At 53.3% G+C, this 23,632-nt stretch carries 24 protein-coding genes; 8 read left to right on the top strand and 16 right to left on the bottom strand.

Going from position 1 to position 23,632, the window contains the following annotated elements:
* Positions 1-3 precede the first annotated feature (3 nt).
* The 5 genes from QQJ87_RS10025 to QQJ87_RS10005 form a co-directional block, all read right to left on the bottom strand.
* Positions 4-1,332, bottom strand: coding sequence for a type II and III secretion system protein family protein (locus QQJ87_RS10025; protein ID WP_284281560.1), 1,329 nt, complete (start codon positions 1,330-1,332; stop codon positions 4-6).
* Entirely contained in the window at positions 1,333-2,301 is a 969-nt protein-coding gene (gene cpaB, locus QQJ87_RS10020; protein ID WP_284281559.1) for a Flp pilus assembly protein CpaB, read from the bottom strand.
* 36 nt (positions 2,302-2,337) lie between these two features.
* Positions 2,338-2,841, bottom strand: coding sequence for a TadE/TadG family type IV pilus assembly protein (locus QQJ87_RS10015; RefSeq protein ID WP_284281558.1), 504 nt, complete (start codon positions 2,839-2,841; stop codon positions 2,338-2,340).
* 19 nt (positions 2,842-2,860) lie between these two features.
* Positions 2,861-3,040 carry a Flp family type IVb pilin gene (locus tag QQJ87_RS10010; protein WP_284281557.1) on the bottom strand — a complete coding sequence of 60 codons (180 nt, stop codon included), beginning with the start codon at positions 3,038-3,040 and terminating at the stop codon, positions 2,861-2,863.
* A gap of 171 nt (positions 3,041-3,211) precedes the next feature.
* Positions 3,212-3,388: a Flp family type IVb pilin gene (locus QQJ87_RS10005; RefSeq protein ID WP_284281556.1), complete on the bottom strand. Its 177-nt coding sequence runs from the start codon at positions 3,386-3,388 to the stop codon at positions 3,212-3,214.
* Positions 3,389-3,638: 250 nt separating this feature from the next.
* Here QQJ87_RS10005 and QQJ87_RS10000 point away from each other — a divergent pair, with 250 nt between their 5' ends.
* The 5 genes from QQJ87_RS10000 to QQJ87_RS09980 all read left to right on the top strand — a co-directional run bounded on the left by QQJ87_RS10000 (position 3,639) and on the right by QQJ87_RS09980 (position 10,472).
* The gene (locus QQJ87_RS10000) at positions 3,639-4,349 is read left to right on the top strand and encodes an EcsC family protein (RefSeq protein WP_284281555.1); all 711 of its coding nucleotides are present in this window, start codon (positions 3,639-3,641) and stop codon (positions 4,347-4,349) included.
* Between the two features lie 121 nt (positions 4,350-4,470).
* The gene (locus QQJ87_RS09995) at positions 4,471-8,058 is read left to right on the top strand and encodes an indolepyruvate ferredoxin oxidoreductase family protein (protein WP_284281554.1); all 3,588 of its coding nucleotides are present in this window, start codon (positions 4,471-4,473) and stop codon (positions 8,056-8,058) included.
* Positions 8,055-8,966, top strand: a complete 912-nt coding sequence (locus QQJ87_RS09990) for a PPK2 family polyphosphate kinase (RefSeq protein ID WP_284281553.1) — start codon at positions 8,055-8,057, stop codon at positions 8,964-8,966. The genes QQJ87_RS09995 and QQJ87_RS09990 overlap by 4 nt, the downstream gene beginning before the upstream one ends.
* A 66-nt stretch (positions 8,967-9,032) precedes the next feature.
* The gene (locus QQJ87_RS09985) at positions 9,033-9,242 is read left to right on the top strand and encodes a hypothetical protein (protein WP_284281552.1); all 210 of its coding nucleotides are present in this window, start codon (positions 9,033-9,035) and stop codon (positions 9,240-9,242) included.
* Between the two features lie 117 nt (positions 9,243-9,359).
* Positions 9,360-10,472 carry a mechanosensitive ion channel family protein gene (locus QQJ87_RS09980; RefSeq protein ID WP_284281551.1) on the top strand — a complete coding sequence of 371 codons (1,113 nt, stop codon included), beginning with the start codon at positions 9,360-9,362 and terminating at the stop codon, positions 10,470-10,472.
* A 728-nt stretch (positions 10,473-11,200) separates the two neighbouring features.
* Here QQJ87_RS09980 and QQJ87_RS09975 read toward each other — a convergent pair.
* The 11 genes from QQJ87_RS09975 to folE2 form a co-directional block, all read right to left on the bottom strand.
* Complete coding sequence (locus QQJ87_RS09975) at positions 11,201-11,698, bottom strand: adenylyltransferase/cytidyltransferase family protein (RefSeq protein WP_284281550.1); 498 nt, start codon at positions 11,696-11,698, stop codon at positions 11,201-11,203.
* 12 nt (positions 11,699-11,710) lie between these two features.
* Positions 11,711-12,571 carry a ferritin family protein gene (locus tag QQJ87_RS09970; RefSeq protein WP_284281548.1) on the bottom strand — a complete coding sequence of 287 codons (861 nt, stop codon included), beginning with the start codon at positions 12,569-12,571 and terminating at the stop codon, positions 11,711-11,713.
* A gap of 112 nt (positions 12,572-12,683) precedes the next feature.
* Complete coding sequence (locus QQJ87_RS09965) at positions 12,684-13,136, bottom strand: nuclear transport factor 2 family protein (protein WP_284281547.1); 453 nt, start codon at positions 13,134-13,136, stop codon at positions 12,684-12,686.
* On the bottom strand, positions 13,129-13,935 hold the full coding sequence (locus QQJ87_RS09960) for an SDR family NAD(P)-dependent oxidoreductase (protein WP_284281546.1): 807 nt from the start codon (positions 13,933-13,935) through the stop codon (positions 13,129-13,131). The genes QQJ87_RS09965 and QQJ87_RS09960 overlap by 8 nt, the downstream gene beginning before the upstream one ends.
* 30 nt (positions 13,936-13,965) lie before the next feature.
* Positions 13,966-14,511, bottom strand: a complete 546-nt coding sequence (locus QQJ87_RS09955; protein ID WP_284281545.1) for a DUF3833 domain-containing protein — start codon at positions 14,509-14,511, stop codon at positions 13,966-13,968.
* Positions 14,508-15,830 carry an MFS transporter gene (locus QQJ87_RS09950; protein ID WP_284281544.1) on the bottom strand — a complete coding sequence of 441 codons (1,323 nt, stop codon included), beginning with the start codon at positions 15,828-15,830 and terminating at the stop codon, positions 14,508-14,510. The genes QQJ87_RS09955 and QQJ87_RS09950 overlap by 4 nt, the downstream gene beginning before the upstream one ends.
* Positions 15,831-15,835: 5 nt before the next feature.
* Positions 15,836-16,405: a chalcone isomerase family protein gene (locus tag QQJ87_RS09945; RefSeq protein ID WP_284281543.1), complete on the bottom strand. Its 570-nt coding sequence runs from the start codon at positions 16,403-16,405 to the stop codon at positions 15,836-15,838.
* Positions 16,406-16,409: 4 nt separating this feature from the next.
* Positions 16,410-17,630: an SAM-dependent methyltransferase gene (locus tag QQJ87_RS09940; protein ID WP_284281542.1), complete on the bottom strand. Its 1,221-nt coding sequence runs from the start codon at positions 17,628-17,630 to the stop codon at positions 16,410-16,412.
* A complete protein-coding gene (locus tag QQJ87_RS09935) occupies positions 17,627-18,445 on the bottom strand; it encodes a DUF1365 domain-containing protein (protein ID WP_284281541.1) in 819 nt (272 codons plus the stop codon). The genes QQJ87_RS09940 and QQJ87_RS09935 overlap by 4 nt, the downstream gene beginning before the upstream one ends.
* On the bottom strand, positions 18,445-19,761 hold the full coding sequence (locus QQJ87_RS09930; protein WP_284281539.1) for an NAD(P)/FAD-dependent oxidoreductase: 1,317 nt from the start codon (positions 19,759-19,761) through the stop codon (positions 18,445-18,447). The genes QQJ87_RS09935 and QQJ87_RS09930 overlap by 1 nt, the downstream gene beginning before the upstream one ends.
* A gap of 130 nt (positions 19,762-19,891) precedes the next feature.
* A complete protein-coding gene (gene folE2 / locus QQJ87_RS09925; RefSeq protein WP_284281537.1) occupies positions 19,892-20,692 on the bottom strand; it encodes a GTP cyclohydrolase FolE2 in 801 nt (266 codons plus the stop codon).
* A gap of 261 nt (positions 20,693-20,953) precedes the next feature.
* Between folE2 and QQJ87_RS09920 the strand changes: the two genes are divergently transcribed.
* The 3 genes from QQJ87_RS09920 to QQJ87_RS09910 are packed head-to-tail and all read left to right on the top strand — an operon-like array spanning position 20,954 to position 23,612.
* The gene (locus tag QQJ87_RS09920; protein WP_284281535.1) at positions 20,954-21,892 is read left to right on the top strand and encodes a MerR family transcriptional regulator; all 939 of its coding nucleotides are present in this window, start codon (positions 20,954-20,956) and stop codon (positions 21,890-21,892) included.
* Entirely contained in the window at positions 21,885-22,055 is a 171-nt protein-coding gene (locus QQJ87_RS09915; protein ID WP_284281534.1) for a DUF2256 domain-containing protein, read from the top strand. Before QQJ87_RS09920 ends, QQJ87_RS09915 begins: the two co-directional genes overlap by 8 nt.
* Before the next feature lie 27 nt (positions 22,056-22,082).
* Entirely contained in the window at positions 22,083-23,612 is a 1,530-nt protein-coding gene (locus QQJ87_RS09910; protein ID WP_284281532.1) for a cryptochrome/photolyase family protein, read from the top strand.
* Positions 23,613-23,632 lie beyond the last annotated feature (20 nt).

Genomic DNA, 23,632 nt, shown 5'->3' with positions numbered 1-23,632 from the left:
CCCTTAGTTACTGAAGCCAGGCACTGGCTCGTTTTTACTGGGTAAAAACAGTTGACCCCACACGCTCCGCGGGTGGGCACCAATGTTTTCGCCAGGCAGGGGAAGTTTCGGGGCTTTGCTGTCACGTGGCTTCACGAAATGTGGTGTCACCATGATCAGCAATTCTTTGTCCTCTCGGTTGTAGTTGTTGTTCTTGAAGAAAGCGCCTAATACAGGAATTTCGGACAACCAGGGCACTTTGCTGGCGTTGGCCACAATGTTTCGGCTGACCAATCCGCCAATGACGAAAGTCTGGTTCTCGCCCAGTTCCACGGTCGTGCTGGCCCTTCGGGTCAAAATAGCGGGTACCACGATGCCTTGAATGGACGTGCCACGGGTAAAGTCGAGATCACTCACCTCGGGCGCCACATTCAGTGCGATGGTCTTGTTCGACAAAATGGTGGGTTTGAATGTCAGGCCAATACCGAATTTTTTGTACTGAATGCCCACTGTGCCATTGCCAGCTGGTACTGGAATCGGCACCTCACCACCGGCCAGAAACGAGGCTTCCTGACCCGATTGTGCAACCAGAGAGGGCTCAGCCAAAATTCGGGCGTAGCCATCGGTCTGAAGAATGTTTAAGACCAGGTTTAGATCGTTGCGTGTGCTGGTGGCGGTAATCGTGAAGGCGTTCTGAATGATGTTCGTTCCATCGAACGCACCGCCATTTCTGAACAGATTGATACCCAGCTTTTGCATCTCGGTCTTGCTGTATTCAACAACCTTGACATCCACCTGCACGGCACCTGGCACTTGCAAGGTGGCTGTGTCGATCAGGTCTGAACCTTCCCCTTCTTTTCCGGATGATTTGCTCAGGCTTTCACGCGCTTGCTCATAGGCTGCCACATCGGGCGTAGAACCTGAAAGCTTTAAAACCTGATTGTCCGTTGAAAGGTTCAGGTCTTTGATGTCCGAAATGGTTTGAGCGCCTTTGCCCGTCACCGACACAGTGATCACGCGGGCCATGGAGGATCCTTTGTCCCAGATCAACAGCGAGGTAGAGCCGGTTTTCAGGCCGGTTACCAATACACCTGCACCTGCATTGCCCTTGCCAGTGGGCTTGAGTACAGACACGCTGGCAATGCTGGGGTCGCCAATGGCCACCCTCGCCGGAACGGCGGGTAAGGTTACAATTCGCTGAAAGCCTGTGCTGATGCTCAGTACGAAGGGTTTGCTGGCGGCATTGCTGGAGTTCTGGGCCATGGCTTGGGGTGCCCAGGCAGCTGGTGCACTCAACAACAAACCCAGCGCCAAGGCGCTGACAAGGCTTTTGTTTTTAAACGCCAATTTCATTTATTTTGCCCTCTCACGCGACACTTCTCCGCCACGAATCACTTCCACGGTGGATGAGCTGGCAGCGGCCCTCACCGTCTGTTTTTTCTCTTCTTTTTTCTGACTGCCGGGCAATACCACATCACCCAGCGAAGTGCCTGCGTAGGCACGATCCTCGTCGGTCAACTCACTGTCCGGAATGGGCTCCATCTTGATGCCTTTGACTGTCGCCACCTTTTGTTTGACGGGTTGCAGAACAGTGGTGGGAGCAGGGTACTTGCTGGTGTCGGGCATCGCCAAGTCATCCGGGTTTCTGATCACGAGGTATAGGGAGCCTTCGTTTTGCGCAACGGCAATGGTGTTGACTTCAGCCACTGGCACTTCCACTGTGATGGCCCGCTTTTGTGGCTTGTTACGGTTGTTGGGGTCGTTAGGGTTGTTGGTGTCTTGCGCTGCGTCGGGTGTATTCACCAATTGATCGCCCACAGCCAACACGCGCAGTTTCGGCAACACCATGCGGGAAACAGTCTGTTTTACCTCGGTGTTGTTGCTCTTGAACATGGAGAATACATCGACAAAGTCGCCAGCCTTGATTTTGTCGGTGGTGACATTGTTGTCATCCAGCTTGACTGCAAAAGCGCGATAACCTTCACGCACTTCTTGCGCCACAGCGCCGGCTTCAAAGAATGATTTGGTGATGGGTGAGCCGGCCGGGATGTTGAACAGGGCTTTTTTGCCAAGTACTTCCTCCACCGACTTGAAGGTGCCTTCTGGTGCGATCGCGAATTTGTCAATTCGGACCTGATCGGCCTTGATGGGTTCGCCAAATTTGATGGCAACGCTGCTGACGACCACCGGTTTGCGCTCAACCTCTGTCTTTACAGCCTGGCTGCTTTTCTGAACTTTTTGGCCCGATAAAAAGGCCATGGCCATGAACACAAGGCCCACAGCCAACAGTATCAGAGCGATTATTTTTGTTTTTCCTGACATCTCTCTGTTGTCTCCCAGTCAATCAAATTATTTGGCTTACAAGGAACTGCTCGTTTGGTATAGCACCACTGTACTGGCAGTCAGTTGTGTGGGTAATAGTTTATTGATCAGCGGGAAACTGGCCAAAAATGGATTATTGGCTGGCGTAAAAAATCCCTGAAATTTCATGCATGCGAGCGTCGGATTGCTGCCCGAAGCGAGCGAGGCACTACAACTGCTGGCGCTGGTGATGGTCGGTCCTTGGAATGTAAAACCACTTGGATACAACGCCGAGGGTAACGAGCTTTGCAAAATTTGCCGCGCAGCTGATTCGGCATCTCCAGTTGATCCAGCAACAGCGACTACACGCGCACCTTGAGAAACCGCAGAACTTAGGGAGTGCTGAACTACAAAAACGATACTGAAACCAACGACACCGAAGACAACCAACAGCACCACAGGCAGAACAAAGGCAAACTCTATGAGGTTTGCCCCGCTCTGCCGCCGCAAATTTCGAAATAGAAGTTTGCGCGAAAACGTCAAGTTGCGAATCGGATACATCGCTTTGAGTCCTGGACTGTTACTTGGATAGCTGCGCACTTATTTTTGTGAATGCGGTTGACAGACCAGTTTGCAGAGTTGGAAAAACCAGCACCGCTATGCCAACGATCAACGCTGCAATCACTGCATATTCAATCAGTGAAGCGCCAGTTTGGCTGATTTTCCTGTTTTTTTTAAGTGAGTGTGTTGGCTTTTTCATGGTGTCTCCTGTGCTATTTTCTTTAAATTAAAGTAGGGCTTGAATAAAAAATTATTGGGTTTGGGTTACCCCAATTGAAGAGCTGTTCTCGTCTCTGCAAGATTTAGATTAGGTAAATTTTCTTGCAGTTACGAGCAAACAAAAACGAATTTGGCTAACCCAAAACACTATTTATTTAGACAGTTGGGCTGAAATGTTACTGAATGCCGTTGAAAGTCCTGTTTGCAATGTTGGGAAAACTAAAACGGCAATCCCGACTATCAAAGCTGCGATTACCGCATATTCGATCAGGGATGCGCCCTCTTGCTTGTTTTTCTTAACCAACGGCAGTTGTGAAACTTTTTTCATGGCACTGACTCCTCAAGATGTATCAAAAAGATCTGAGACCTTTCCCCCATAGTAGGGTGGATGCTCCAGTGGCAAAGTGATAAGCAGGTGGCGAAACATCCCTTCTTTTCATCGGTTTGCCCATCGGGGCTAGCTTCAATTAGGGTTCTGCACCCAAAATGATTAGCCCTTATCGGCTAGGATACTACAGCGACTCTATTTATTTACAGTGTCGATTGAGCGATTTTTTACGCATTTACAATGTTATTTCATGCAAGTTTACAAATTTCCTACTTTCCTGTCGGGGCCGGTTGAGGCGGTGATCAGTTTGATCACCGGCGGAATTCCCGAAGCTGGTGAAAAGCAGGCCGCAAAACGCCCACTGGAGCGTAGCCGGGATCTCACGCGAAAGGCCAGTGCCAAGGCTGCGGCAGTGTCCGGAACGCTTTCGTTGCCGGTTGGGCCACTTGGTTTCATGACCATTCTTCCGGACCTGGCCATGGTCTGGCGCATTCAGGCTCAGCTTGTGGTAGACATTGCTGCCGCGTATGGGCATTCCAAGGTGACACAAGAGGAAATGACCACCTGCCTGTTTCGCCATGTGGTGAATACCGCCCAGCAGGAATATGAAAAGGCCATGCCTTTGGAGCACCCCGAGCCGACCCCCAGTCTTCTGGACTATGTGGATCAATTTGCCCGTGGCGGTGGTCGTGATCTCACGGTTCGGGTCTCTCGGCAGTTGGGGCAAATGCTGTTCAAGCGGACCATCAAGCGCGCAGCCTCTCGGGTTTTACCTGTGGCTGGTGCAGCGATTGTGTCGGCCTATGCCGCGCTTGACACCAAAGAGGTCGCCCGCACGGCTGTTGAGCTTTTTTCTGGCGAAAAACTACCTGCCCGTCATCAGAAAAAGCGCTACCCCAGCACTGAAGAAATGTTTCAGCTGAACAACTTGCGCGACATACAAACCCACGACCCCGATTAGGGGCTTGAACCCGCCCCTCGGCTGTGCAACACTGGTCAGACACGGTTGACTGGCCCACAAGGTCGAGTGTCAGCCAACCCAACTCACCGGATGTACACCATCTTGCGGAGGTTGCTGGTTTATGAACGCACCTGAACACGCTGAGCTTAAGCCGCTGGCCACTCTGGCCGGCACCCACATTTCCCTCAATGACAAATACACCTTGCCGAAAGGTCGAGTGTTTCTCAATGGATCACAGGCGCTAGTGCGCCTGACGCTGTTGCAGGCCCAGCTCGACAAAAAGGCAGGTCTGAACACCGGCGGCTTTGTGTCGGGCTATCGAGGGTCACCTCTGGGCGGTGTCGATCAGGCTTTCTGGGCGGCCAAATCTCATTTGCGGCAGGCGAACATCCAGTTTCAGCCCGGTTTGAACGAGGACCTTGGCGCCACGGCCGTCTGGGGGTCACAGCAGGTCAATCTGTTTCAGGGAGCCCAGGTAGATGGCGTGTTTGGGCTGTGGTACGGCAAAGGGCCTGGCGTTGACCGCAGTGTGGATGTGCTGAAACACGCCAATGCCGCAGGTACATCGCGCCATGGCGGGGTGTTGCTGGTGGCTGGCGACGACCATGCCGCGAAAAGTTCGACCTTGCCCCATCAGTCAGACCATGTGCTCAAGGCGTGCATGATCCCCGTTTTGTTTCCTGCCACCCTGCAAGAATATTTTGATTTGGGTGTGCTGGGTTATGCCATGAGCCGTTACGCAGGCGTCTGGGTCGGCTTCAAGGCAATCGCCGACATTGTGGAAAGTTCTGCATCGGTCTGGGTGGATCCAGATCGCTACACCATCGCATTGCCCACCGATTTCGAGATGCCGCCCGACGGTTTGAACATAAGGTGGCCCGACAGCCCCCTGGCCCAGGAAGCCCGATTGCTCGACATGAAGCTTTACGCAGCCATGGCGTTTGCGCGTGCCAACAAGATCAACCGCACCGTGTACGACTCGCCCAATCCCCGCTTTGGCATCGTGGCCAGTGGCAAGGCCTATTGCGACACTTTGCAGGCCTTAAATGACCTGGGATTGACCGAACAGGCCTGCGCTGAATTGGGTATTCGATTGTTCAAAGTGGGCATGGTCTGGCCACTTGACGCCACTGGAATTCGAGAATTTGCCACGGGTTTGCAGGAAATTCTGGTGGTGGAAGAAAAACGCCAGATGATCGAATACCAGATCAAGGAGGAACTGTACGCCTGGCGGGAGGACGTTCGCCCACGTGTGTATGGCAAGTTTGACGAAAGGGCGGCCGAAGACGGCCGGGAAGGTGGTGAATGGTCGGTTCCCCAGGGACGATGGCTACTTCCAGCCCATTACGAGCTTGACCCTGCCCGCATTGCAAGAGCCATTGCCGCCCGGCTGTCGCACTTTGACTTGCCACCCGAGATACGCCATAGCTTTCGTAGCAGACTCCACACCATTGCCCATCGTGAAGAGGTGGGTCACCCCACACACGCGCCCATTGAGCGTAAGCCTTACTTCTGCTCGGGTTGCCCGCACAACACCTCCACCAAAGTGCCCGAGGGCAGTCGCGCCATGGCTGGCATTGGGTGCCACTACATGGTGGTCTGGATGGATCGCAACACCGAGACATTCACGCAAATGGGCGGGGAGGGCGTGCCCTGGATCGGTCAGGCGCCTTTTACCCAGACCAAGCATGTGTTTGCCAATCTTGGCGACGGCACCTACTTTCATTCCGGCATTCTGGCCATTCGCGCCAGTGTGTCTGCGGGTGTGAATATTACTTATAAGCTGTTGTACAACGACGCAGTCGCCATGACGGGTGGCCAGCACATTGATGGCACTTTGACTGTGCCACAGCTGACCCGCCAACTGCAGGCCGAAAACGTATCCAGGGTCGTGATCGTGACTGACAATCCTGGTCAATACAACCTTTTGCATGAAAGCGACCCAATCGCACCCGACGTCAACATTTATGATCGCAGCCAACTGGATGCGGTACAAAGGCAGTTGCGTGACATTGCGGGCACCACGGTGCTGATTTATGAACAGACCTGTGCGTCAGAAAAACGCCGCAGGCGAAAAAGGGTTGATCCGCAAACCGGAGGGCCGATGTACCCTGATCCGCCCAAGCGGGTCATGATCAATCCGCGTGTGTGTGAGGGTTGCGGTGACTGTTCAGAGCATTCAAATTGTTTGTCGATTGAACCCGTCAAGACCGTGTGGGGTGTCAAGCGAACCATCAATCAATCCACCTGCAACAAAGATTACAGTTGCCTGGAAGGTTTGTGCCCCAGCCTGGTGACGGTTGAGGGGGCTGAATTGCTGAAACCGGCGGTCAGTCGCGTGCAACACGATCTGGCTGGCTTGCTAGTCGATCTGCCCACGCCTGAATTTACGTTGCAACCCGGCAAGCTTGATCGGCGCTATGCCTCCCTGGTGGTTGGCGTGGGTGGCACCGGCGTGGTCACCATCGGAGCCCTGCTTGGCATGGCGGCACACATTGAGGGGCTGGAGGTCAATGGCCTGGACATGGCGGGCCTTGCCCAGAAGGGTGGCGCAGTCTATTCACATCTGCAAATTGCCCCCGCAGGCCAAACGCTGGCCGGCGCAAAAATTCCAGTGGGTGAGGCGGACTTGTTACTGGCGGGCGACCTGTTTGTGGCGGCACACCCGGCCACGCTTGAATTACTGAAAGACGATGCACAAGTGGTCATCGATGCCGATGCGTCTCCCACCGCGGATTTCATTCACAACCCAGACTGGTACGCCCCTCGGCAAGTGTTGCATGATGACCTTCGCCAGGCCTTGAATGATCCCGCTGCACGCATGGTCGAGGTTCGCGCAAAAGACCTCGCAAGAGAGTTGCTGGGAGACACGGTGTTTGCCAACACGCTGTTGTTGGGTCTGGCCTGGCAAAAAGGTTGGGTGCCTTTGCATCTGGAGTCCCTGATGCAGGCCATCGCGCTGAATGGCGTTCAAACCGAGAAAAACAGTCTGGCTTTTGGTCTTGGACGGTGTTTGGCCGTCTATCCGGAACGCATTCGACAACTTCTGCCTGAAGACCCTCAGGATTCCGTTGAAACCACTGAAGCCGCATTTCAACGCATGTGTAACGATCTTGAGCATTATCAGAATGCTGCCTACGCGAACCGCTTCAAACAGACCATGCAGGCGCTACGTCCTTCATTTGTGCGCCAAGCCATGGAGCCACATTGGCTTCACCTGTGCAAAACCTATTACAGGCTTTTGGCCCACAAAGATGAGTATGAGGTGGCCCGACTGTATACAGAGACAGATTTTGTCAATGACACATTGGCCAAATATGGCAAGGGCGCCCGCATGGTGTTTCATTTCGCGCCTTCATGGCTTGCGGGTGGTCATCAAGATCGACCTAAAAAAAGGCGTGTCAAGCACGGTGGAATGCTTGCCTTGCGTCTACTTGCTGCTTGCAGGGGTATTCGCGGTGGTTGGCTAGACCCTTTCCGGTACAGCACTGAGGCAAAGAATCAGCGGCTTTTGGTGGGCTGGTTTGAATCTTGGCTGGAAGTCATGCAGAATGGTCAGTCCGATTTGAAGGCGACGCTGCCTCAATTGACCCATACGCTGCAACTGTTCGACAAGGTCAAGGGCTTTGGTCTCGTTCGCTTGAAATCGTTTGAAAAGTACAAAGACGAATTGATTCAGGCAACCCAACAACAGCGCAGGCCAACGTGAACAAACCCGATCCAAAAATCAATAAAAAGCGAGCGCCAAAGCGGTCAGAGAAGGTGCTGCCAGATGCCCTGGTGCCAGAAAGCCAGTGGGAAATTCTGGGGCAGGCCTGCATGGTCAATGGCAAGGCGGTTCGTCTTCGACAATGGCCGACGCGCTACGGCGACATGCCCAGCAAAGAGAGCATGCAGGAACGAATTGACCAGCTCTCCGAGCGACTGGACCGCCTGCTGACCTGTCTGTATGCCCAGGGCGAGCGCAAATTACTCGTGATTTTTCAGGGCATGGACACCGCCGGAAAAGACGGGGTGGCTCGCGCCATCATGCGAGGCATTCATCCCATGTCGCTGCGCATGGTGTCTTTCAAGGTGCCTTCTGAAATTGAAGAGGCCCATGACTTTCTGTGGCGCGTGCATGCCCAGGTGCCCGGTGCAGGCCAGTCGATTATTTTTAACCGGTCGCATTACGACGGGGTGGTCATGCCCATCATTCAGGATGGCGTGGCTCAAGAGTGGATTGACCAGCACATTCGTCAAATCAACGACTTTGAGAAAATGCTGGTCGAATCCGATACCACGATACTGAAGATCTTTTTGAATATTTCTCGTGAAGAACAGCACCAGCGCATGCTGGAACGCTGGGAGAATCCCGACAAGCGCTGGAAATTGACCGAGGCCGACCTGCACGCCGGCGAAAATTACAGCCTGTACGCCAATGCCTATGAAACCGTGCTCGAAAAAACCTGCACACCGCATGCGCCCTGGTGGATTATTCCGGCCGATCACAAGGGTTTTCGGAACCTGATTACTGCCGAAATATTGGTAGGAACCCTAGAAAGGATGGGGTTAAGCTGGCCAGAACCTGATCCGATTGTTACAAAGAGTGAATTTTGGAAAAAATCGTCAATTTAGCGTCAACCGTTTGTAATCAGGCTCCGTTATTGCATTTCCTTCATAAACTCTTAAGAGATGGAAAATATGAAAACTTCAATGATCAAAATGGCTGTTATCACTGGCGCCCTGCTGGCTTCTGTTTCTGCTTTCGCCGCTGACGCAACTGCCGAAGCTCCTAAGGCCGACGCTCCTGCTGCCCAGAAAGTAGTGAAGAAGTCACACAAAATGCACAAAAAAGCGGCTCACAAAAAGCACGCTGCCAAAAAAGAAATGAAGAAAGAAGAAGCCAAGTAATTCACGGCTGATTCAAGTCGTACAAGTAGTACCCAGTTTTGAAAAGAGCGCCCCTGACAAAGGGGCGTTTTTTTATTTCCGTTACACTGTGCGGGTGTTCATCGAGAATTCAAACCCATGCATTTCGACGGTTTACCCGAAAAGCTGGCCTCTTGGGGTATCCCTGAAAGCCTGCTTCATTATGACTCGTGGATCTATCAAATCTTTGCCGTTGTCTTTCTGACTCTGCTGGCCAGCCTGTTGGTCAAGATCGGTTTGGATCGCATGTACAAACTGGCCAAAAGAACAGACAACCCCTGGGACGATATTTTCGTAGACAGCGCTCGTCGGCCTGTCCGTCTGCTGGTCTGGTTGTTGGGGTTTTCATGGGCCGCAACCGTCACACAAGACGCCGCTGAATCGCCGATTTTCAAATTCATTCATCCTGTTCGAAGTGTAGGCGTTGTGGTGTTGATTGCCTGGTTTTTGGTGACGCTGGTTCGTCAGTTGGAGAGGGTTCTACAACACCCCAGTCGTACACGTGAAGCGCTGGACGCCACCACCGCAGGGGCCATCGGCAAACTGCTCCGCGCTTCAGTCATCATTACTTCCTTGTTGGTCGCCCTGCAAACCCTGGGTTTCAGTATTTCAGGTGTGCTTGCGTTTGGCGGAATTGGTGGCATTGCCGTGGGTTTTGCAGCGAAAGACCTGCTCGCCAATTTCTTTGGCGGATTGATGGTCTATCTCGATCGGCCCTTTTTGGTTGGCGAGTGGGTGCGCTCACCCGACAAAAACATCGAAGGCACGGTGGAACACATCGGCTGGCGTTTAACGCGAATTCGCACTTTCGACAAACGCCCGCTGTATGTTCCGAACGCTACATTTGCCACCATTGCACTGGAAAATCCGTCCCGAATGACCCACCGCAGAATCAATGAAACGGTGGGTCTTCGTTATTGCGACATTGCGAAAGTTCGGCTCATCATGACCGATGTCAAAGCCATGTTGGTGGATCATCCTGAAATCGACGAGGCAGAAACGTTGATGGTCAATTTTAATCAGTTCAGCGCGTCCAGCCTCGACTTTTTCATTTATTGCTTCACCAAAACCACAAACTGGATTCGATATCAGGACGTCAAACAAGACGTGTTGCTGAAGGTTGCAGAAATCATTGATCAGCATGGCGCTGAGATCGCATTTCCAACGCAGACGCTGCATGTGCAGTACGAGCCGGAGTCAGCGGGAACCTGAGTTGCTTGACCTGGGTCTGCCGCCCCAAGCGCACTGCCCAGTCTGTCTTGCCCAGAGCGCACTGCCCGGTCTGTCTTGCCCTTGAATTGCCCATATCACTTTGAATTGCCTCTGGCCTTGGAAGCCCGAGCGACAACTCGCCCCGATAAAGCCGGGGCTCAAACAAGTCGCAGGTCGGGCAAGTTCCAAGGCTGCGAGTCAACACAAGTGGGGCAATTCTTGAATCGGGCTGCGACAGACCGGGCAGTGCGCTTGGGGCAGACCGAGGCTTCGGTCAAAGTTGGAGAACTATGAGCTAAGGGTCAAGCTGAGTTGGTCAGCAGGTCAGCAGGTCAGCAGGTCAGCAGGTCAGCAGGTCAGCAGGTCAGCAGGTCAGCAGGTCAGCAGGTCAGCAGGTCAGCAGGTCAGCAGATTGGTTTGAATCCCTGTGCCAATGTTCCGCGCTGTCAGGCGTTGCAGGTGGGTGTGTCACGCAGCGCGATTCGGGGTTGCCCGGCTGCTCGGAATCCGCAGCTTTGGAAGATGCCCGACCTGCGACATGTTTGAGTGGCTTGCAAAGCCACGAGTTGTCGCTCGGGCTTCCAAAGCCAGGGTTCTGATCAGCGTCTTTGGGGGCAAACCAAGCGCAAGTGACATGCCCACCTGCAATAGCCGACTAAGCAATAAGCAAGCGCAAGTGACATGCCCACCTGCAATAGCCGACCAGGCAACAGCCGACTCAGCACCCTCTACTGCGCACCGCGAATCTTGTTCAACGTGGCTGTGGTAGATCGCTCATGTTCAAATTGAATGGACACTGCTCGCCCACCCCAGCTTTGAACCTCAGGGGCGCCCACCATTTTTTCCACTGGCCAGTCACCGCCTTTGACCAACACATCGGGGCGTGCGGCCAGTATGGCGTTCAGCGGGGTGTCTTCATCAAACCAGGTGACCAAGCTGACACATTCAAGAGCCGCCAGCACCGCCATGCGGTCAAGCTGGGTGTTAATGGGTCTGTCATCGCCTTTGCCCAGTCGCTTGACGGATGCGTCGGCGTTTACGGCCACAATTAGGCTTTTGCCTTCCTGGGCGGCTTGGTCAAGGTAAGTGACGTGCCCACGATGCAACAAATCAAAGACCCCGTTGGTAAAAACCACGGGGCCTTCCAGTTCGGCTGCACGCCCTGCGAGCTGCTCGGGCGTGCACATTTTCGCCTCAAATTTTGGCGTTTTGCCTTGTGTGGCCATTGTGTTTGGCCTTCAGGCGGCGTTGGGCTCGGCCGATTCTGCCGTCAAGTTGCTGATCACTTCCTTGCGGTAGCGGTTCAGGTCTTGAACTGTCGCAAAGGTGCGCTCAAACAGCAAACCCATGTTGTGCAGAATGCGTTCAATGACTTTCTTTTCCCAGTCGGCATTGAAGTCGATCTGCCCGTCCAGCCAACGCTCAAGCCAATCAGGATCGGGCAGGCGGCTTTGAATCGTGTCTTTCGGGTACAGGTCTTTGTTGACGTGCAAATTGGTGGGGTGCAGCGGCTTTTGCGTTCTACGCGCAGAGGCCATCAACACGCCGATTTTTGAAAATGCAGCCCGTGCGGAATCGCCCACGTCTTGCAGCGCTTTCTTCATGTAGCGCAGGTAGGCTCCGCCATGGCGGGCTTCATCCTGGGAAATGATTTTGTAAATGTGCTTGATGACAGGTTCTGTGTGCCATTCAGAGGCACAGCGGTACCAATGGTTCAAGCGGATTTCGCCGCAGAAGTGCAGCATCAATGTTTCAAGGGGTGGCGCTGGATCGAATTCGAAGCGCACAGCGTGCAGTTCTTCCTCAGTAGGAACGAGGTCGGGCCTGAATCGACGCAGGTATTCCATCAACACCAGTGAGTGCTTCTGTTCTTCAAAAAACCAGATCGACATGAATGCGGAAAAGTCGCTGTCGTGCTTGTTGTCACGCAAAAACATTTCAGTGGCTGGCAAGGCAGACCACTCTGTAATGGCGTTCATCTTGATGGTTTGAGCCTGCTCCTCGGACAGTTTGGAGGCATCAAACTGATCCCAAGGAATGTCTTTGTCCATGGACCAACGCACGGATTCAAGCGATCGGAAAAGTTCTGGGTACAACATAAGTCACCACCTTCGTGTTGAATTTGATCGTGTTATTTTAACAAGACATGTCATCAAACAGAATGAATATTTGGTGACATCTTGTAAAACGGTGCACAACTGTGCACATTGCTCAGGCGGCCCGGCTTTTCAACCACCGCATAAAACCACCCACAAGTGGAATTTTTTCATACAACTCTTCGGAGGTGTCCCAGTAGTCCCTGTGGTACACCACCTTGTCATTTGCATCGAATTTCAGATGTGACGACCCCCTGCAGGTCATGGTCTTGCCCTTGTTGATCCCTTTGATTGAAAAGAGAAAGTCCCAGGTCATAAACAACTGGTCGCCTTGGTTGATCATGTCGCCGATGACAAAGCGAGGCTCGCCAACCTGATCAAACATTTTTAAAAAAATATCACGCACTTCGTTCAGTGTATTGACCTCATTAAAAGGGTCTTTGAACCACACATTGCTTGCGTAAAAGTCGCCCAAATTCAGGACCGATTCACGGCTCAGACTTTCAAAGTAAGCTTTCAACTGTTCACAGCGAATGCCAGCATCTCGAGCGGTATTTGGGTTATTCATGGTTGTTCTTCAGTTGTGCAGGCGCTTGTCCACCTGTAATACGCTTTACTGCGGCAAAGTAAATGCTGTAGGGCAGCAGACGCAGGGTGCGAAGGGTGCGCGTGAATGCTTTGGGGAAGTGAATCTCAAATTCACCCTTTTCATAGCCCACAATCATTTCATGTGCTGCCTTTTCCGCTGAGATCAAAAACGGCATCGGAAAGGTATTCTGGCTGGTCAGGGGTGTGTCTACAAAACCAGGGTTAACCACGCTGACGCCCACGTTGTAGGGCTTCATTTCCATGTGAAGCGCCTCAGCCAGATTGATCAGGGCTGCCTTGGTGGGCCCATACGCCAGCGAGTTGGGCAGGCCTCGGTAACCGGCCACACTGGAGACGATGGACAGATGACCTTTCCTTTGCTGGATCAGGCAGGGTAAAAGCACATCAAGCAGGTGCATGGTGCCATTCAGGTTGACGTCGATCTGTTGCTTGACACTTTGGATGTTGAATTTTTCAACCGACATCTCGCTGTAAGTACCAGCCAACAGAACCACCAGATCAATTTCGCCCAGCCGGTCCATCACCTTCTGGAATGCCATTTTCACTGCCTCTGCCGAGGTGATGTCCACAGGCAGGGCGGTGGCATTGTTCAGTTCGGCACTCAGTTTGTCCAGTTTGTCTACGCTGCGTGCGGACAACATCTGGATTGCCCCAAGCTGGTCCAGCTGTCGGGCCAGGGCCTCACCAATGCCGGTTGAAGCACCAACCAGCCACACCTTTTTATCGGTCCATTGCGTCACTTTCGGGTTAAAGCTCATGCGTACTCCGGTTCGTTGATGACCGCAAGTTTAATCGCGTTTGTGAAAACTCAGGAAAATCTCGCCCACTTTGAAACCGAATTTGCTCATCACAGCACGGTTCAGCATCGTCTTGTTGTCCATCTGGAACATCCAGTCATTGAATTGAATGTTGTACACGGAATCGTCAACCGGCAGTGCCAACGTGTAGGACCAGTGCAAGGCATTGCCCGATGCTTCTCCCAAGGCTTTGCCCACCACGTCCGCGGCTGTGCCAACGTAGTGGTCACCGTCTTTCACAATGTGCCAAACGCGGGTTTGCTTGGTGCCGTCTGAGTACTCAAAGTACTCGTTCAGTGTGCCGTTGTTGCCGTCCCATTTGCAATCGAGCAGCACAGAAAATCGCTTGATGACCTTGCCAGAGCGGTCCTGCACCATGCCCACGGCATCCACCTTGCCGTTGAAATACTGCTTCAGGTCAAATTTGGGTGTCTGATTTGCATAATCAGCGGGGGTGGGGCCAGCACAACCGGCCAAAAGTCCCAAGCCCAGCATACAGGCAAGGCTCCAAACCTGAATTTTTGCAAAATACTTCATGCCAATTCTCCTTTGGGTTGTCCGCTGGCTGATTGTTTAATCAGGCCACTTGCAGACATCATTAAAATCGCAATAACCTTCAATGCGCAGGGTAGCAGCGCATACATCCAGATGAGTGGGTTCTGAAAAACCGTGTTGTGATCAATGGACGCTGGTGAGTAGTTGAACCATTGCAACACGCCCAGTGCCACGGTGGGCGCCAAGGCCAGGCACAATTTGTTGACCCAGTTCCAGAGACCAAAGTAAGTGCCTTCGGCCATGCCCCGTTCACCATTGTCTTCAATGATTTTGGCCAGCAAGGCTGCTGGCAGGGACAAGTCTGCCCCCAAGGCAAAGCCGGTCAACAGGCAAACCACAATGTAGCCGTACAGGTCGCCCTTGCCCAGCAGCACCACAATGACGAAGGCCGGGATCACGATAATCATGCCCATCAACCACGACTTTGCAAGCCCGATTCGACTGGCCAGCCACACCCAGAACACGGTCGACCCAGCGCCAGTTAAAAAGTAAATGCCCAGTACCCACTGAAAGCTTTCGTCGAGACCAAGGCGGTCACGCAGGTAAAAGGGCACGAGCGTGGCGGGCAGGCTGGCGGCCAAACCATTGAACAAAAAAACACCCAGCAGTTTGCGAAATGGCGAGTTCTGTAGTGGTTTGGTGATGGCTTTCCAGCTGCTTGGCAGCTGAACCTGGCCTGCAAGTGCTGCCGAATGGTGGTGACCCGCCCGCACATTGGGTTGGGGGGCGTATTTCAAAAGCAAGCCCATGCCTGCCAGCAGGCTGACGGCAAAGCCCCAGTACAACAGTTCAGCGTGCGCATCCAGTGCAAAAGACACGGCAAACACCACACCCAATATGCCAACACCCTCCCGCACAGCCACAAAGGTGGATCTCTCCTTGTCGGTGTGACCCAGTTCCGCCCCCCAAGCCTGGTAGGCAATGGTCGAAAAGCTGTAACCCAAATGCACAATCAATAGGCCGGCCAGCAGGCTGAGCGCGTGTTGGGTTGGGCCACTTCCGAATGGGAAGAACACCACGTACATCCCACCGAGTAGCAGGGGCACTGCCATCAGCAGCGGAAGTTTGTAACGGTTGCTTGAACTGGAAGGTTTGTCCACCCAAAGGCCGATGATCGGGTCAAGAATGGCGTCAATCAGGCGGGAAATCAACAAAATGCTGCCGACCCAAGCAGCAGGTACGCCATACACCCTTGAATAGAGGTAGGGCACCTGGATGTAAATGGGCACTGCCACCATGCCCACTGCGCAACCCAGAAGGCCGTAGCTCAGAAGTTTTGAGGTGTTGCCAGTGCCGCTCACGGTTCTTAGTTGCTCAGGCCAATCAACTTGCGCCTGAAGTCGGGGTCAGAAGTTTTGGGATCGAGCCAGATTGCCATGAAGGCTTTGGACAAGGCCTCGTCTTTCAGCGCAGCAATGGGTTTGCCATCCTTGAAAAATTGAATTCCCTTGCCCGGCTGGTACAGCGCACTCAATGTCTGGCCCTCTTTCACATTTGGAAAAATGTCTGCCATCTGCTTTTCCCAGCCATCCAGGGTTTTGTCCTTCAGGTCGGGGTGCATGTCTTCAATTTCGTCACGGCTTTTGCTCGCGATTTTTGCACCTTTGAAGTCGCGGGCATACTTCAGCTCCAGCCACGATGGGTCGCGCGTGTAATCAAAGGATTTTGAATCGGCGCTGCTCCACAACTGTGCGTCGTACACGTGGAGCGCAAACCAAGTGTAGGTGCCACCACCCAATCGATGCGCACCGGGTATGGCTTGCATCACCTCTTGCGGCGGTGGGTTTGTGGCCTCATTTGCCGATGCCGCACCATTCATGAAGCCCAGAAGGGGCAGGGCCACACTGAACGCCAGAGAGCACAGGAACACACGCATCGAATCAAACCTTTTGGAGATAGAACTGGTAAACGTCTGTGCTTTCGTACTGGAAACCCGCCTCGCAATAGGCGAGGTAAAACTCCCAGGTGCGGATAAACGGCTCATCAAACCCCTGAGAAAGCACATTGTTGGTCTGCTTCATGAAAGCCGACCGCCACTGACGCAACGTTTCGGCATAGTCCTTGCCGAAAGCCTTTTCACCCACCACTTTCAGACCGTTTTTCTCGGCCATTTCACGGAAGCGTGACGGGCTCGGCAGCATGCCACCCGGGAAAATGTACTGTTGAATGAAATCGGTTGACTTGCGATAACGCTCGAACAGATCGTCGGCAATCGTGATGGTCTGTATCGCAGCTTTTCCACCCTGTTTGAGCAAGCGGTTGACCGATTCAAAGTATTTGGGCCAGTACTCTTCACCCACTGCTTCGAACATCTCGATGGAGGCGATGTGGTCAAACTGACCCTTGCAGTCCCTGTAGTCTTCAAGCCTGAATTCGGCCTTGTCACCCAAGCTTTGGGCGTTCAGGCGCTCGGTGGCGAAGTGCAACTGCTCGGAAGACAAGGTGAGGCCCACTACGCTTGCGCCCATTTTGCAGGCGTTTTCGGCAAAGCCGCCCCAACCGCAGCCAATCTCAAGCACAGAGTCACCTTGTTTTGGTTGCAGGAAATCCAGCAAGGCCCCGTATTTGGCCTGTTGCGCCTGTTCCAGCGACAAACTGGTGTTGCCGTCGAACAATGCACTGCTGTAGGTCATTGAGGGGTCCAGCCACAGCTGGTAAAACGGGTTGCCCAAGTCATAATGAGCGTGAATGTTCTTTTTGGCTTGCGCTTTGGTGTTTCGGTTAAACCAGTGCTTGATCTTGTAGGCCAGGCTGCCCAGTTTGCTGCCGTAAATCACCTGTTCCACCGCCTTTCGGTTTTCAAGGAAAACCCCCAGCAGATCGGCCAGATTATTAGTTTCCCACTCACCCGCGATGTAACTCTCTGCGAAACCGATGTCGCCTGATTTCAGCGCGCTTGAACACACAGACCAGGAATGCAGGCGAATTTGGGCGCTCGGCTTGTCACCTTCTTCACCAAACAGCAGGTGTACACCTTCAGGGGTGATAACCTCCAGCTGTCCTTTTTTCAATTTGTTTAACAGCTTCAAGGTCCAGTGCACTGAAGAAGGTGCATGGGACGGAATCTCAAATTGCGGGAAACGGATAATGGCCTGATTCATGTCTCTGATTTGACTCGTGTTTGTGAAATCGATCGGGTCGGTGGTTCGGGTTTGGTGTGAAACTTGGCACCTTTGGCAAGCAGTTTTAATGCCTGCCAATGAATCTTCACGATGACCATCAGCGTAAACCACCCATATCGGGTTAACGCCTGTGCCCAGCGTTTGGATGTGGGCGTCATGAATTCACCGCTGACGCTGGTGGTCAGTTTCAGCTCATTCTGGTCAAAATAATTGATTCTTGCGACGCTTTTGTGTTGGTGCTGCATAAAACGGAATTCATATCGTCCGGACACCGGAAAAAACGGTGACACGTGAAATTCCTTGGCCGATTGCAACAGGGCTCCACGGTTCAAAACCTCAGCACCGGGGTTGTGCAGCAGGTAAAAATGACGCTCACCAAAGGTGTTGTTCACCTCACAAAGTATCACCTTGCATCGCCCCTCCGTGTCGTGGAAGTGCCAAAAGCTGACCGGGTTGAAGGCATAGCCCAACACCTTCGGAAAAGTGTGAAGGTGTACTTCGCCATCCAGATCGACATCCGTGGATTGTTGGATGGTTTGCTTCAGCGTTTCGATCAGTGCCGGAAATTGAAGCGAGTGCTTCTCAAGCCCATAGCTGCTGGCCATGACCGACAGCAAACCACCTTGGTCGATGTTCAGGCCGTTGCATTTTCCCGCGGTTGTCAATCCGCCTTTGGGGCTGAAAATGAGACGAATGAAGCACACGCCGGTTTCGAAACCGTTTGGTTTTGGCTTGAAGCGCTGGTGCCTGACCAGCCCATGCGCCAATTCCACACGGTCAAGGCCGAGTGACATCAGGCCACCTTCTGGCTGGCCATTTGCCAGTTTTTGCGCAGGGCATCGGCCGCATTCAGGCCAGACGTGTGGCCGTCTTCGTGAAAGCCATATTTCATCCACGCACCGGCCAGATAGACACCATTCAGACCCTGCAAATGGGCAAGTGCTTTTTGGGCCTCAATGGCGGCCAGGTCAAACACCGGGTGGCTGTAGTGAATTTCTCGATAAACCAGTTCAGGATTTGGCTTGATGATCGGGTTCAGCGTGACAAATATCGGCTTTTCAACGGGCAAAGGCTGCAGACTGTTGGACCAATAGGTCACTGACACGCTGGGTTGTGGGTTCAGCACATCGCTCAGGTAGTTCCAAGAGGACCAGGTGCTGCGTGTTTTGGGCATCAATGCCGCGTCGGTGTGCAGATAAGCCACATTGGGTTGATACGCCACTTTGGACAGTTCAGCGCGCTGCGCCTCATTGCCTTTCAACATGCTGTGGGCCTGGTCGCTGTGGCAGGCCATCACGACCGCATCAAATTCAAGTGCCCCCAAGGCGCTGTGCACCACAGGCTTTCCGCTCTGCGTGTCTACAGCGCTGACGGGTGTCGAGGCGTGCACCACGGGAATGTGAGGCAGCATTTTCTGCACGTAATTGCGTGCTCCGTTTTTGACCGTGAACCAGCGCGGACGGTTTTCCACCTGCAGCAGGCCGTGGTTGTGGCAAAACTGCACGAACGTCGCCAAGGGAAATGCCAGCATCTGCTCGGTGGGGCAAGACCAAATGGCCGCCGCCATCGGCACCAGATACCAGTCGCGAAATTCTTTGGAGTATTTTTCTTGGTCCAGGTACTGGCCCAGGCTCAAGTTGGACAGCTTCTCGAACAACTGTGCGCGACCCGCCTCTGTCACCAGCGAAGTGGCTTCCTTGTTGAACTTCAGGATGTCCAGCAGCATTCTCAGGAAACGGGGCTTGAACAGGTTGCGACGCTGGGCAAACACGGTGTTCAGGTTGGTGCCAGCCCACTCCAGATTCAGTTCAGGCAGACACACTGAAAAAGACATGTCAGAGCCCACGGTCTCGACGTCCAGGTCTTTGAACAATTGAATCAGATTGGGATAGGTGCGCTCGTTGTAGACCAGAAACCCGGTGTCAACGGACACCGGTGTTCCATCCACCTCGATGTCCACGGTGTTGGTGTGACCGCCAATGTAGTCGTTGGCCTCAAACAGGGTGACGTCTGCGAAGTCGCGCAACTGGTAAGCTGCGGTCAAGCCTGAAATGCCGCCGCCAATGACTGCAACTTTGGGTTTGCTTTGGGCCTTGATAGCCTGGGTCATGTTGTCTCTCAATCGTTCTCAAAAGAAAGCCGGGCGTGCCCCCCACGGGGCAGGTCCAGCTTTGTGTTTGGTCAATGCTAACCTGAAAAGTGAGCGTCTAACCAGAAAACGGTTCGGACAGACTTTTGGATTAGGCAGAACGTTTGTCTTCTTCAATCCATGCCACTGCAGAGTGGTTGTGGATGGATTCAAAATTCTCGCTTTCCACTCGGTACGCCAGCACCTTGTTGCTTTTGCGCAGGCATATCGCGACATCCCGAACCAGGTCTTCCACAAATTTGGGATTGTCGTAAGCGCGCTCGGTCACGTATTTCTCGTCGGGGCGCTTCAACAGCCCCCACAATTCACAGGATGCAGATTGTTCGGCCATGGCAATCAGGTCTTCCGGCGTCACATGGTCTTCGACCAGTGCCCGAATCGTGATGTGTGAACGCTGGTTGTGCGCACCGTAGTCCGAAATCTTCTTGGAACAAGGACAAAGGCTGGTCACTGGCACCAACACGGTCAGGTAGACGTCGGTCTGCTTGCCGCTGCGGTCTGCTTCCAGCGTCACCTCATAATCCATCAAGCTTGAAACCCCGGACACCGGCGCTACCTTGCGCACGAAGTAAGGGAATTTCATGGTGATTGTGCCTTGTGTGGATTCGAGTCGATCCAGCATTTCGACCATCATGTGTTTGAAGGTCACAATGTTCAGTGCGGATTCGTGCGCCTGCAACACTTCCAGAAAACGCGACATGTGCGTGCCTTTCACGTCGGCAGGCAAGTGCACTGTCATTTCAATTTGAGCCACTGAGGGCTGTGGGCCGGCGGGAGTTTCAACAATGACCGGGTGCTTGATGCCGCGAACACCCACACGCTGGATGGCAATGTTGCGGGTGTCTGCACGGGATTGCTCGTCAGGTAGAAACATTGTTTCGGGTGCATTCATGAGATGACCTCCATGGTTTGCTGCTAGTTGATGGATGTGCATCAGATGCACTTCAAGACCAAAATAAGCCTTGCTGTCTTGGCCAGATTCGGGTCGCAAAAAAATACAAAGTGGGTAAAATAAACCAGTCAAATATGCCCACCACCAAGGGGGGTCTAGTTAAAGGTATCTTATTCACCTAAAATCCATTATTATAAGGAATAGCGGCAAAGTCAATTTGTCCTAGACAAAAAGTGATTTTGACCAAGTAGCACAGGTTTTATGAACACTCGATCCGAATTTGAACAACCCATGTTTTCCATCGCTGCAGTCGAGCGGGACACCGGCTTGTCCAAAGACACCTTGCGTGTCTGGGAAAAGCGGTATGAGTTTCCCGTTCCTGCACGAGACGAGTTTGGCGAAAGAATTTATCCAACCGAGCAGGTTGAAAAGCTCCGCATGATCAAGCGGCTGCTGGATGCAGGTCATCGCCCCGGCAAAATCATCAAATTGTCCGCCGACGAATTGTCCTCATTGGCTGCGGTCAGCAGCGCCGGGACGCTTGTACGAATGCCCGCCGATGGCGTCGACGAGTTGCAGGACTACCTCGAATTGATCAAGCAAGGCAAATCGGACGAATTCAAGCAGACCATGTCTCGCTTGGTGCTGACACGCGGCTTGCGCCGCTTCGTGGTCGACGTGGTCGCCCCTATGAACGTGTTGGTGGGTGATGCATGGGCACGCGGATATTTCGAGATTTTTGAAGAGCACCTGTACACCGAAGTGATTCAGGTGGTGCTTCGCAATGCACTCAGCACCATCCAGACCTCCTTCAAGGGCCCACGTGTGTTGTTGACCACGTTGCCCAATGAGCTTCACGGCCTTGGCCTGTTGATGGCCGAGTGTATCTTTGGCATCGAGGGTGCTCACACCATTTCGCTTGGAACACAAACCCCCATTTACGACATTGGCTTGGCCTGCCAGTCCAAGAATGTGGATGTGGTAGCGCTGTCCTTTTCTTCCGTGCAGTCTTCACCCGCAGTGGTAGACGCTGTCATGGAGCTCAAGAGAAACCTGCCCCCCAACACCGAGGTGTGGTGCGGTGGTGCCTCATCGGCCTTGCGCAAGCGCAAATCAGACGACTTCATTCTGCTGGACACACTCGACGACATTGTGAGCGCAGTCACCAATTGGCGCAGGCGTCATCCTGATCGTGCCTGACCGTCGTCAAAGCGGGTCTTTCAAAGGCAACAAGTCTTTTCTGCCCAGCAAAGCCTGCGTTGTTTGTCAAAAACCCATGACCTGGCGAAAAAGCTGGGCAAAGAATTGGGATGACGTCAAATATTGTTCTGACGCGTGCCGAAAGCGCGCCAAATCTGGCTAATAACTCACTTGCACTTGGGTTTCACGCATGCATGCAGTTCTTGTATTAGGCGATCAGCTTTGGGCAAACAGCCCTTTGCTGCGCGCCAATTCCCCCAGCGAAACGACTGTCATCCTGATCGAAGCCTTGTCAGAGTCCAAGGTGGTTTGGGTTCACAAGGCGCGCACAGCTTTGTTCTTGTCAGCCATGCGCCACTTTGCGCAACAGCTTCGGGCAGACGGATTCAAAGTGATCTACAGCAAGCTGGCTGACACTGGAGAGGTCTCCCTGCCTGACCGAGTGGTTCAGTTGTGTCAAAGCCACGGAATATCGCATCTCAATCTTCTGGAGCCGGGCGAGTGGCGACTGGAGCAGGATATTTTGAACGCCACCAAGCAGGCAGGTGTCGGGCTTCGAATCGTTGAAGACTCGCACTTCATGTGCAGCAGGGCAGCCTTTGCCAAGTGGGCCAGTAAATACAAGCAGTTGCGCATGGAGTATTTCTATCGCGAAATGCGTCAGCAGCACCAGGTCCTTATGGATGGCAAAGATCCTGAGGGAGGTCAATGGAATTTCGATGCAGACAATCGCAGTGCATTTCCGAAATCCGGCCCTGGCGAGATCACACCTCATTGTGGTTTCGAACCCGATGACATCACGCGTGAAGTGATTGGCGAGGTTGAAAGATTATTGCCAGACAACCCGGGTCAGCTGAATTCGTTTGCCTGGCCTGTCACCCCTGTTCAGGCCCGGCAGGCCATGGCGCATTTTATCGAACATCGACTGCCCAAATTTGGACCCTACCAAGATGCCATGTGGACGGACACGCCCTTCGGCTGGCATTCCCTGTTGGCCGCTGCCATCAATTTGCACCTGTTTGACCCACGTGAGGTTATTTCGGCCGCTGAGCAGGCTTACGAACAAGGCAAGGTGGATTTGCCCAGCGCCGAGGGGTTTATTCGGCAAATTCTGGGGTGGCGTGAGTTCATGCGGGGTGTGTACTGGCTCGACATGCCTCTCATGCGTCAGGCCAACCATCTGAAGGCCGAGCACCCCTTGCCCGCCTGGTTTTGGACGGGCAAAACCCACATGAACTGCATGAAGGAAAGCATCGGTCAAACACTGGAGCATGCCTATGCCCACCACATTCAGCGTTTGATGGTGATTGGCAATTTCGCCCTGCTGGCGGGGCTTTCGCCCCAGCAGGTGGAGGACTGGTTTTTGGCGGTGTATGTTGACGCGGTTGAATGGGTCGAGTTACCCAACGTGGCAGGCATGGCGCTTTTTGCCAACGGAGGCCGGTTCACCAGCAAGCCCTACATCGCGTCTGGCGCTTACATCAAGCGCATGAGCAATTATTGCCAGGGTTGCAAATACCGTCCAGACCAGAAAACCGGCGACACGGCCTGTCCATTCACCACCCTGTATTGGGATTTCATCGCCCGCCATGAACCCATGCTGGTTGGCAACCCGCGCACCGCGTTGATGGCCAAAAACTGGCAAAAGCAGGATAATCAGGCGCAGGCTGCCATCCGGCAAACTGCTGAAACGATGCTGCGCAATCTCGATACACTGTAGTGCCGCTTTGCGTTACAGTG

The organism is Limnobacter litoralis (assembly GCF_030160455.1).
Lineage (GTDB): Bacteria > Pseudomonadota > Gammaproteobacteria > Burkholderiales > Burkholderiaceae_B > Limnobacter > Limnobacter litoralis.
The sequence above is the reverse complement of the archived record's forward strand: the minus strand, read 5'-3'. Positions and strand labels throughout refer to the sequence as shown.

Coding starts and splice junctions, on each gene's coding strand:
- QQJ87_RS10025 (WP_284281560.1), bottom strand. CDS start 1,332: ATGAAATTGGCGTTTAAAAACAAAAGCCTTGTCAGCGCCTTGGCGCTG.
- cpaB (WP_284281559.1), bottom strand. CDS start 2,301: ATGTCAGGAAAAACAAAAATAATCGCTCTGATACTGTTGGCTGTGGGC.
- QQJ87_RS10015 (WP_284281558.1), bottom strand. CDS start 2,841: ATGTATCCGATTCGCAACTTGACGTTTTCGCGCAAACTTCTATTTCGA.
- QQJ87_RS10010 (WP_284281557.1), bottom strand. CDS start 3,040: ATGAAAAAGCCAACACACTCACTTAAAAAAAACAGGAAAATCAGCCAA.
- QQJ87_RS10005 (WP_284281556.1), bottom strand. CDS start 3,388: ATGAAAAAAGTTTCACAACTGCCGTTGGTTAAGAAAAACAAGCAAGAG.
- QQJ87_RS10000 (WP_284281555.1), top strand. CDS start 3,639: ATGCAAGTTTACAAATTTCCTACTTTCCTGTCGGGGCCGGTTGAGGCG.
- QQJ87_RS09995 (WP_284281554.1), top strand. CDS start 4,471: ATGAACGCACCTGAACACGCTGAGCTTAAGCCGCTGGCCACTCTGGCC.
- QQJ87_RS09985 (WP_284281552.1), top strand. CDS start 9,033: ATGAAAACTTCAATGATCAAAATGGCTGTTATCACTGGCGCCCTGCTG.
- QQJ87_RS09980 (WP_284281551.1), top strand. CDS start 9,360: ATGCATTTCGACGGTTTACCCGAAAAGCTGGCCTCTTGGGGTATCCCT.
- QQJ87_RS09975 (WP_284281550.1), bottom strand. CDS start 11,698: ATGGCCACACAAGGCAAAACGCCAAAATTTGAGGCGAAAATGTGCACG.
- QQJ87_RS09970 (WP_284281548.1), bottom strand. CDS start 12,571: ATGTTGTACCCAGAACTTTTCCGATCGCTTGAATCCGTGCGTTGGTCC.
- QQJ87_RS09965 (WP_284281547.1), bottom strand. CDS start 13,136: ATGAATAACCCAAATACCGCTCGAGATGCTGGCATTCGCTGTGAACAG.
- QQJ87_RS09960 (WP_284281546.1), bottom strand. CDS start 13,935: ATGAGCTTTAACCCGAAAGTGACGCAATGGACCGATAAAAAGGTGTGG.
- QQJ87_RS09955 (WP_284281545.1), bottom strand. CDS start 14,511: ATGAAGTATTTTGCAAAAATTCAGGTTTGGAGCCTTGCCTGTATGCTG.
- QQJ87_RS09945 (WP_284281543.1), bottom strand. CDS start 16,405: ATGCGTGTGTTCCTGTGCTCTCTGGCGTTCAGTGTGGCCCTGCCCCTT.
- QQJ87_RS09940 (WP_284281542.1), bottom strand. CDS start 17,630: ATGAATCAGGCCATTATCCGTTTCCCGCAATTTGAGATTCCGTCCCAT.
- QQJ87_RS09935 (WP_284281541.1), bottom strand. CDS start 18,445: ATGTCACTCGGCCTTGACCGTGTGGAATTGGCGCATGGGCTGGTCAGG.
- QQJ87_RS09930 (WP_284281539.1), bottom strand. CDS start 19,761: ATGACCCAGGCTATCAAGGCCCAAAGCAAACCCAAAGTTGCAGTCATT.
- folE2 (WP_284281537.1), bottom strand. CDS start 20,692: ATGAATGCACCCGAAACAATGTTTCTACCTGACGAGCAATCCCGTGCA.
- QQJ87_RS09920 (WP_284281535.1), top strand. CDS start 20,954: ATGAACACTCGATCCGAATTTGAACAACCCATGTTTTCCATCGCTGCA.
- QQJ87_RS09910 (WP_284281532.1), top strand. CDS start 22,083: ATGCATGCAGTTCTTGTATTAGGCGATCAGCTTTGGGCAAACAGCCCT.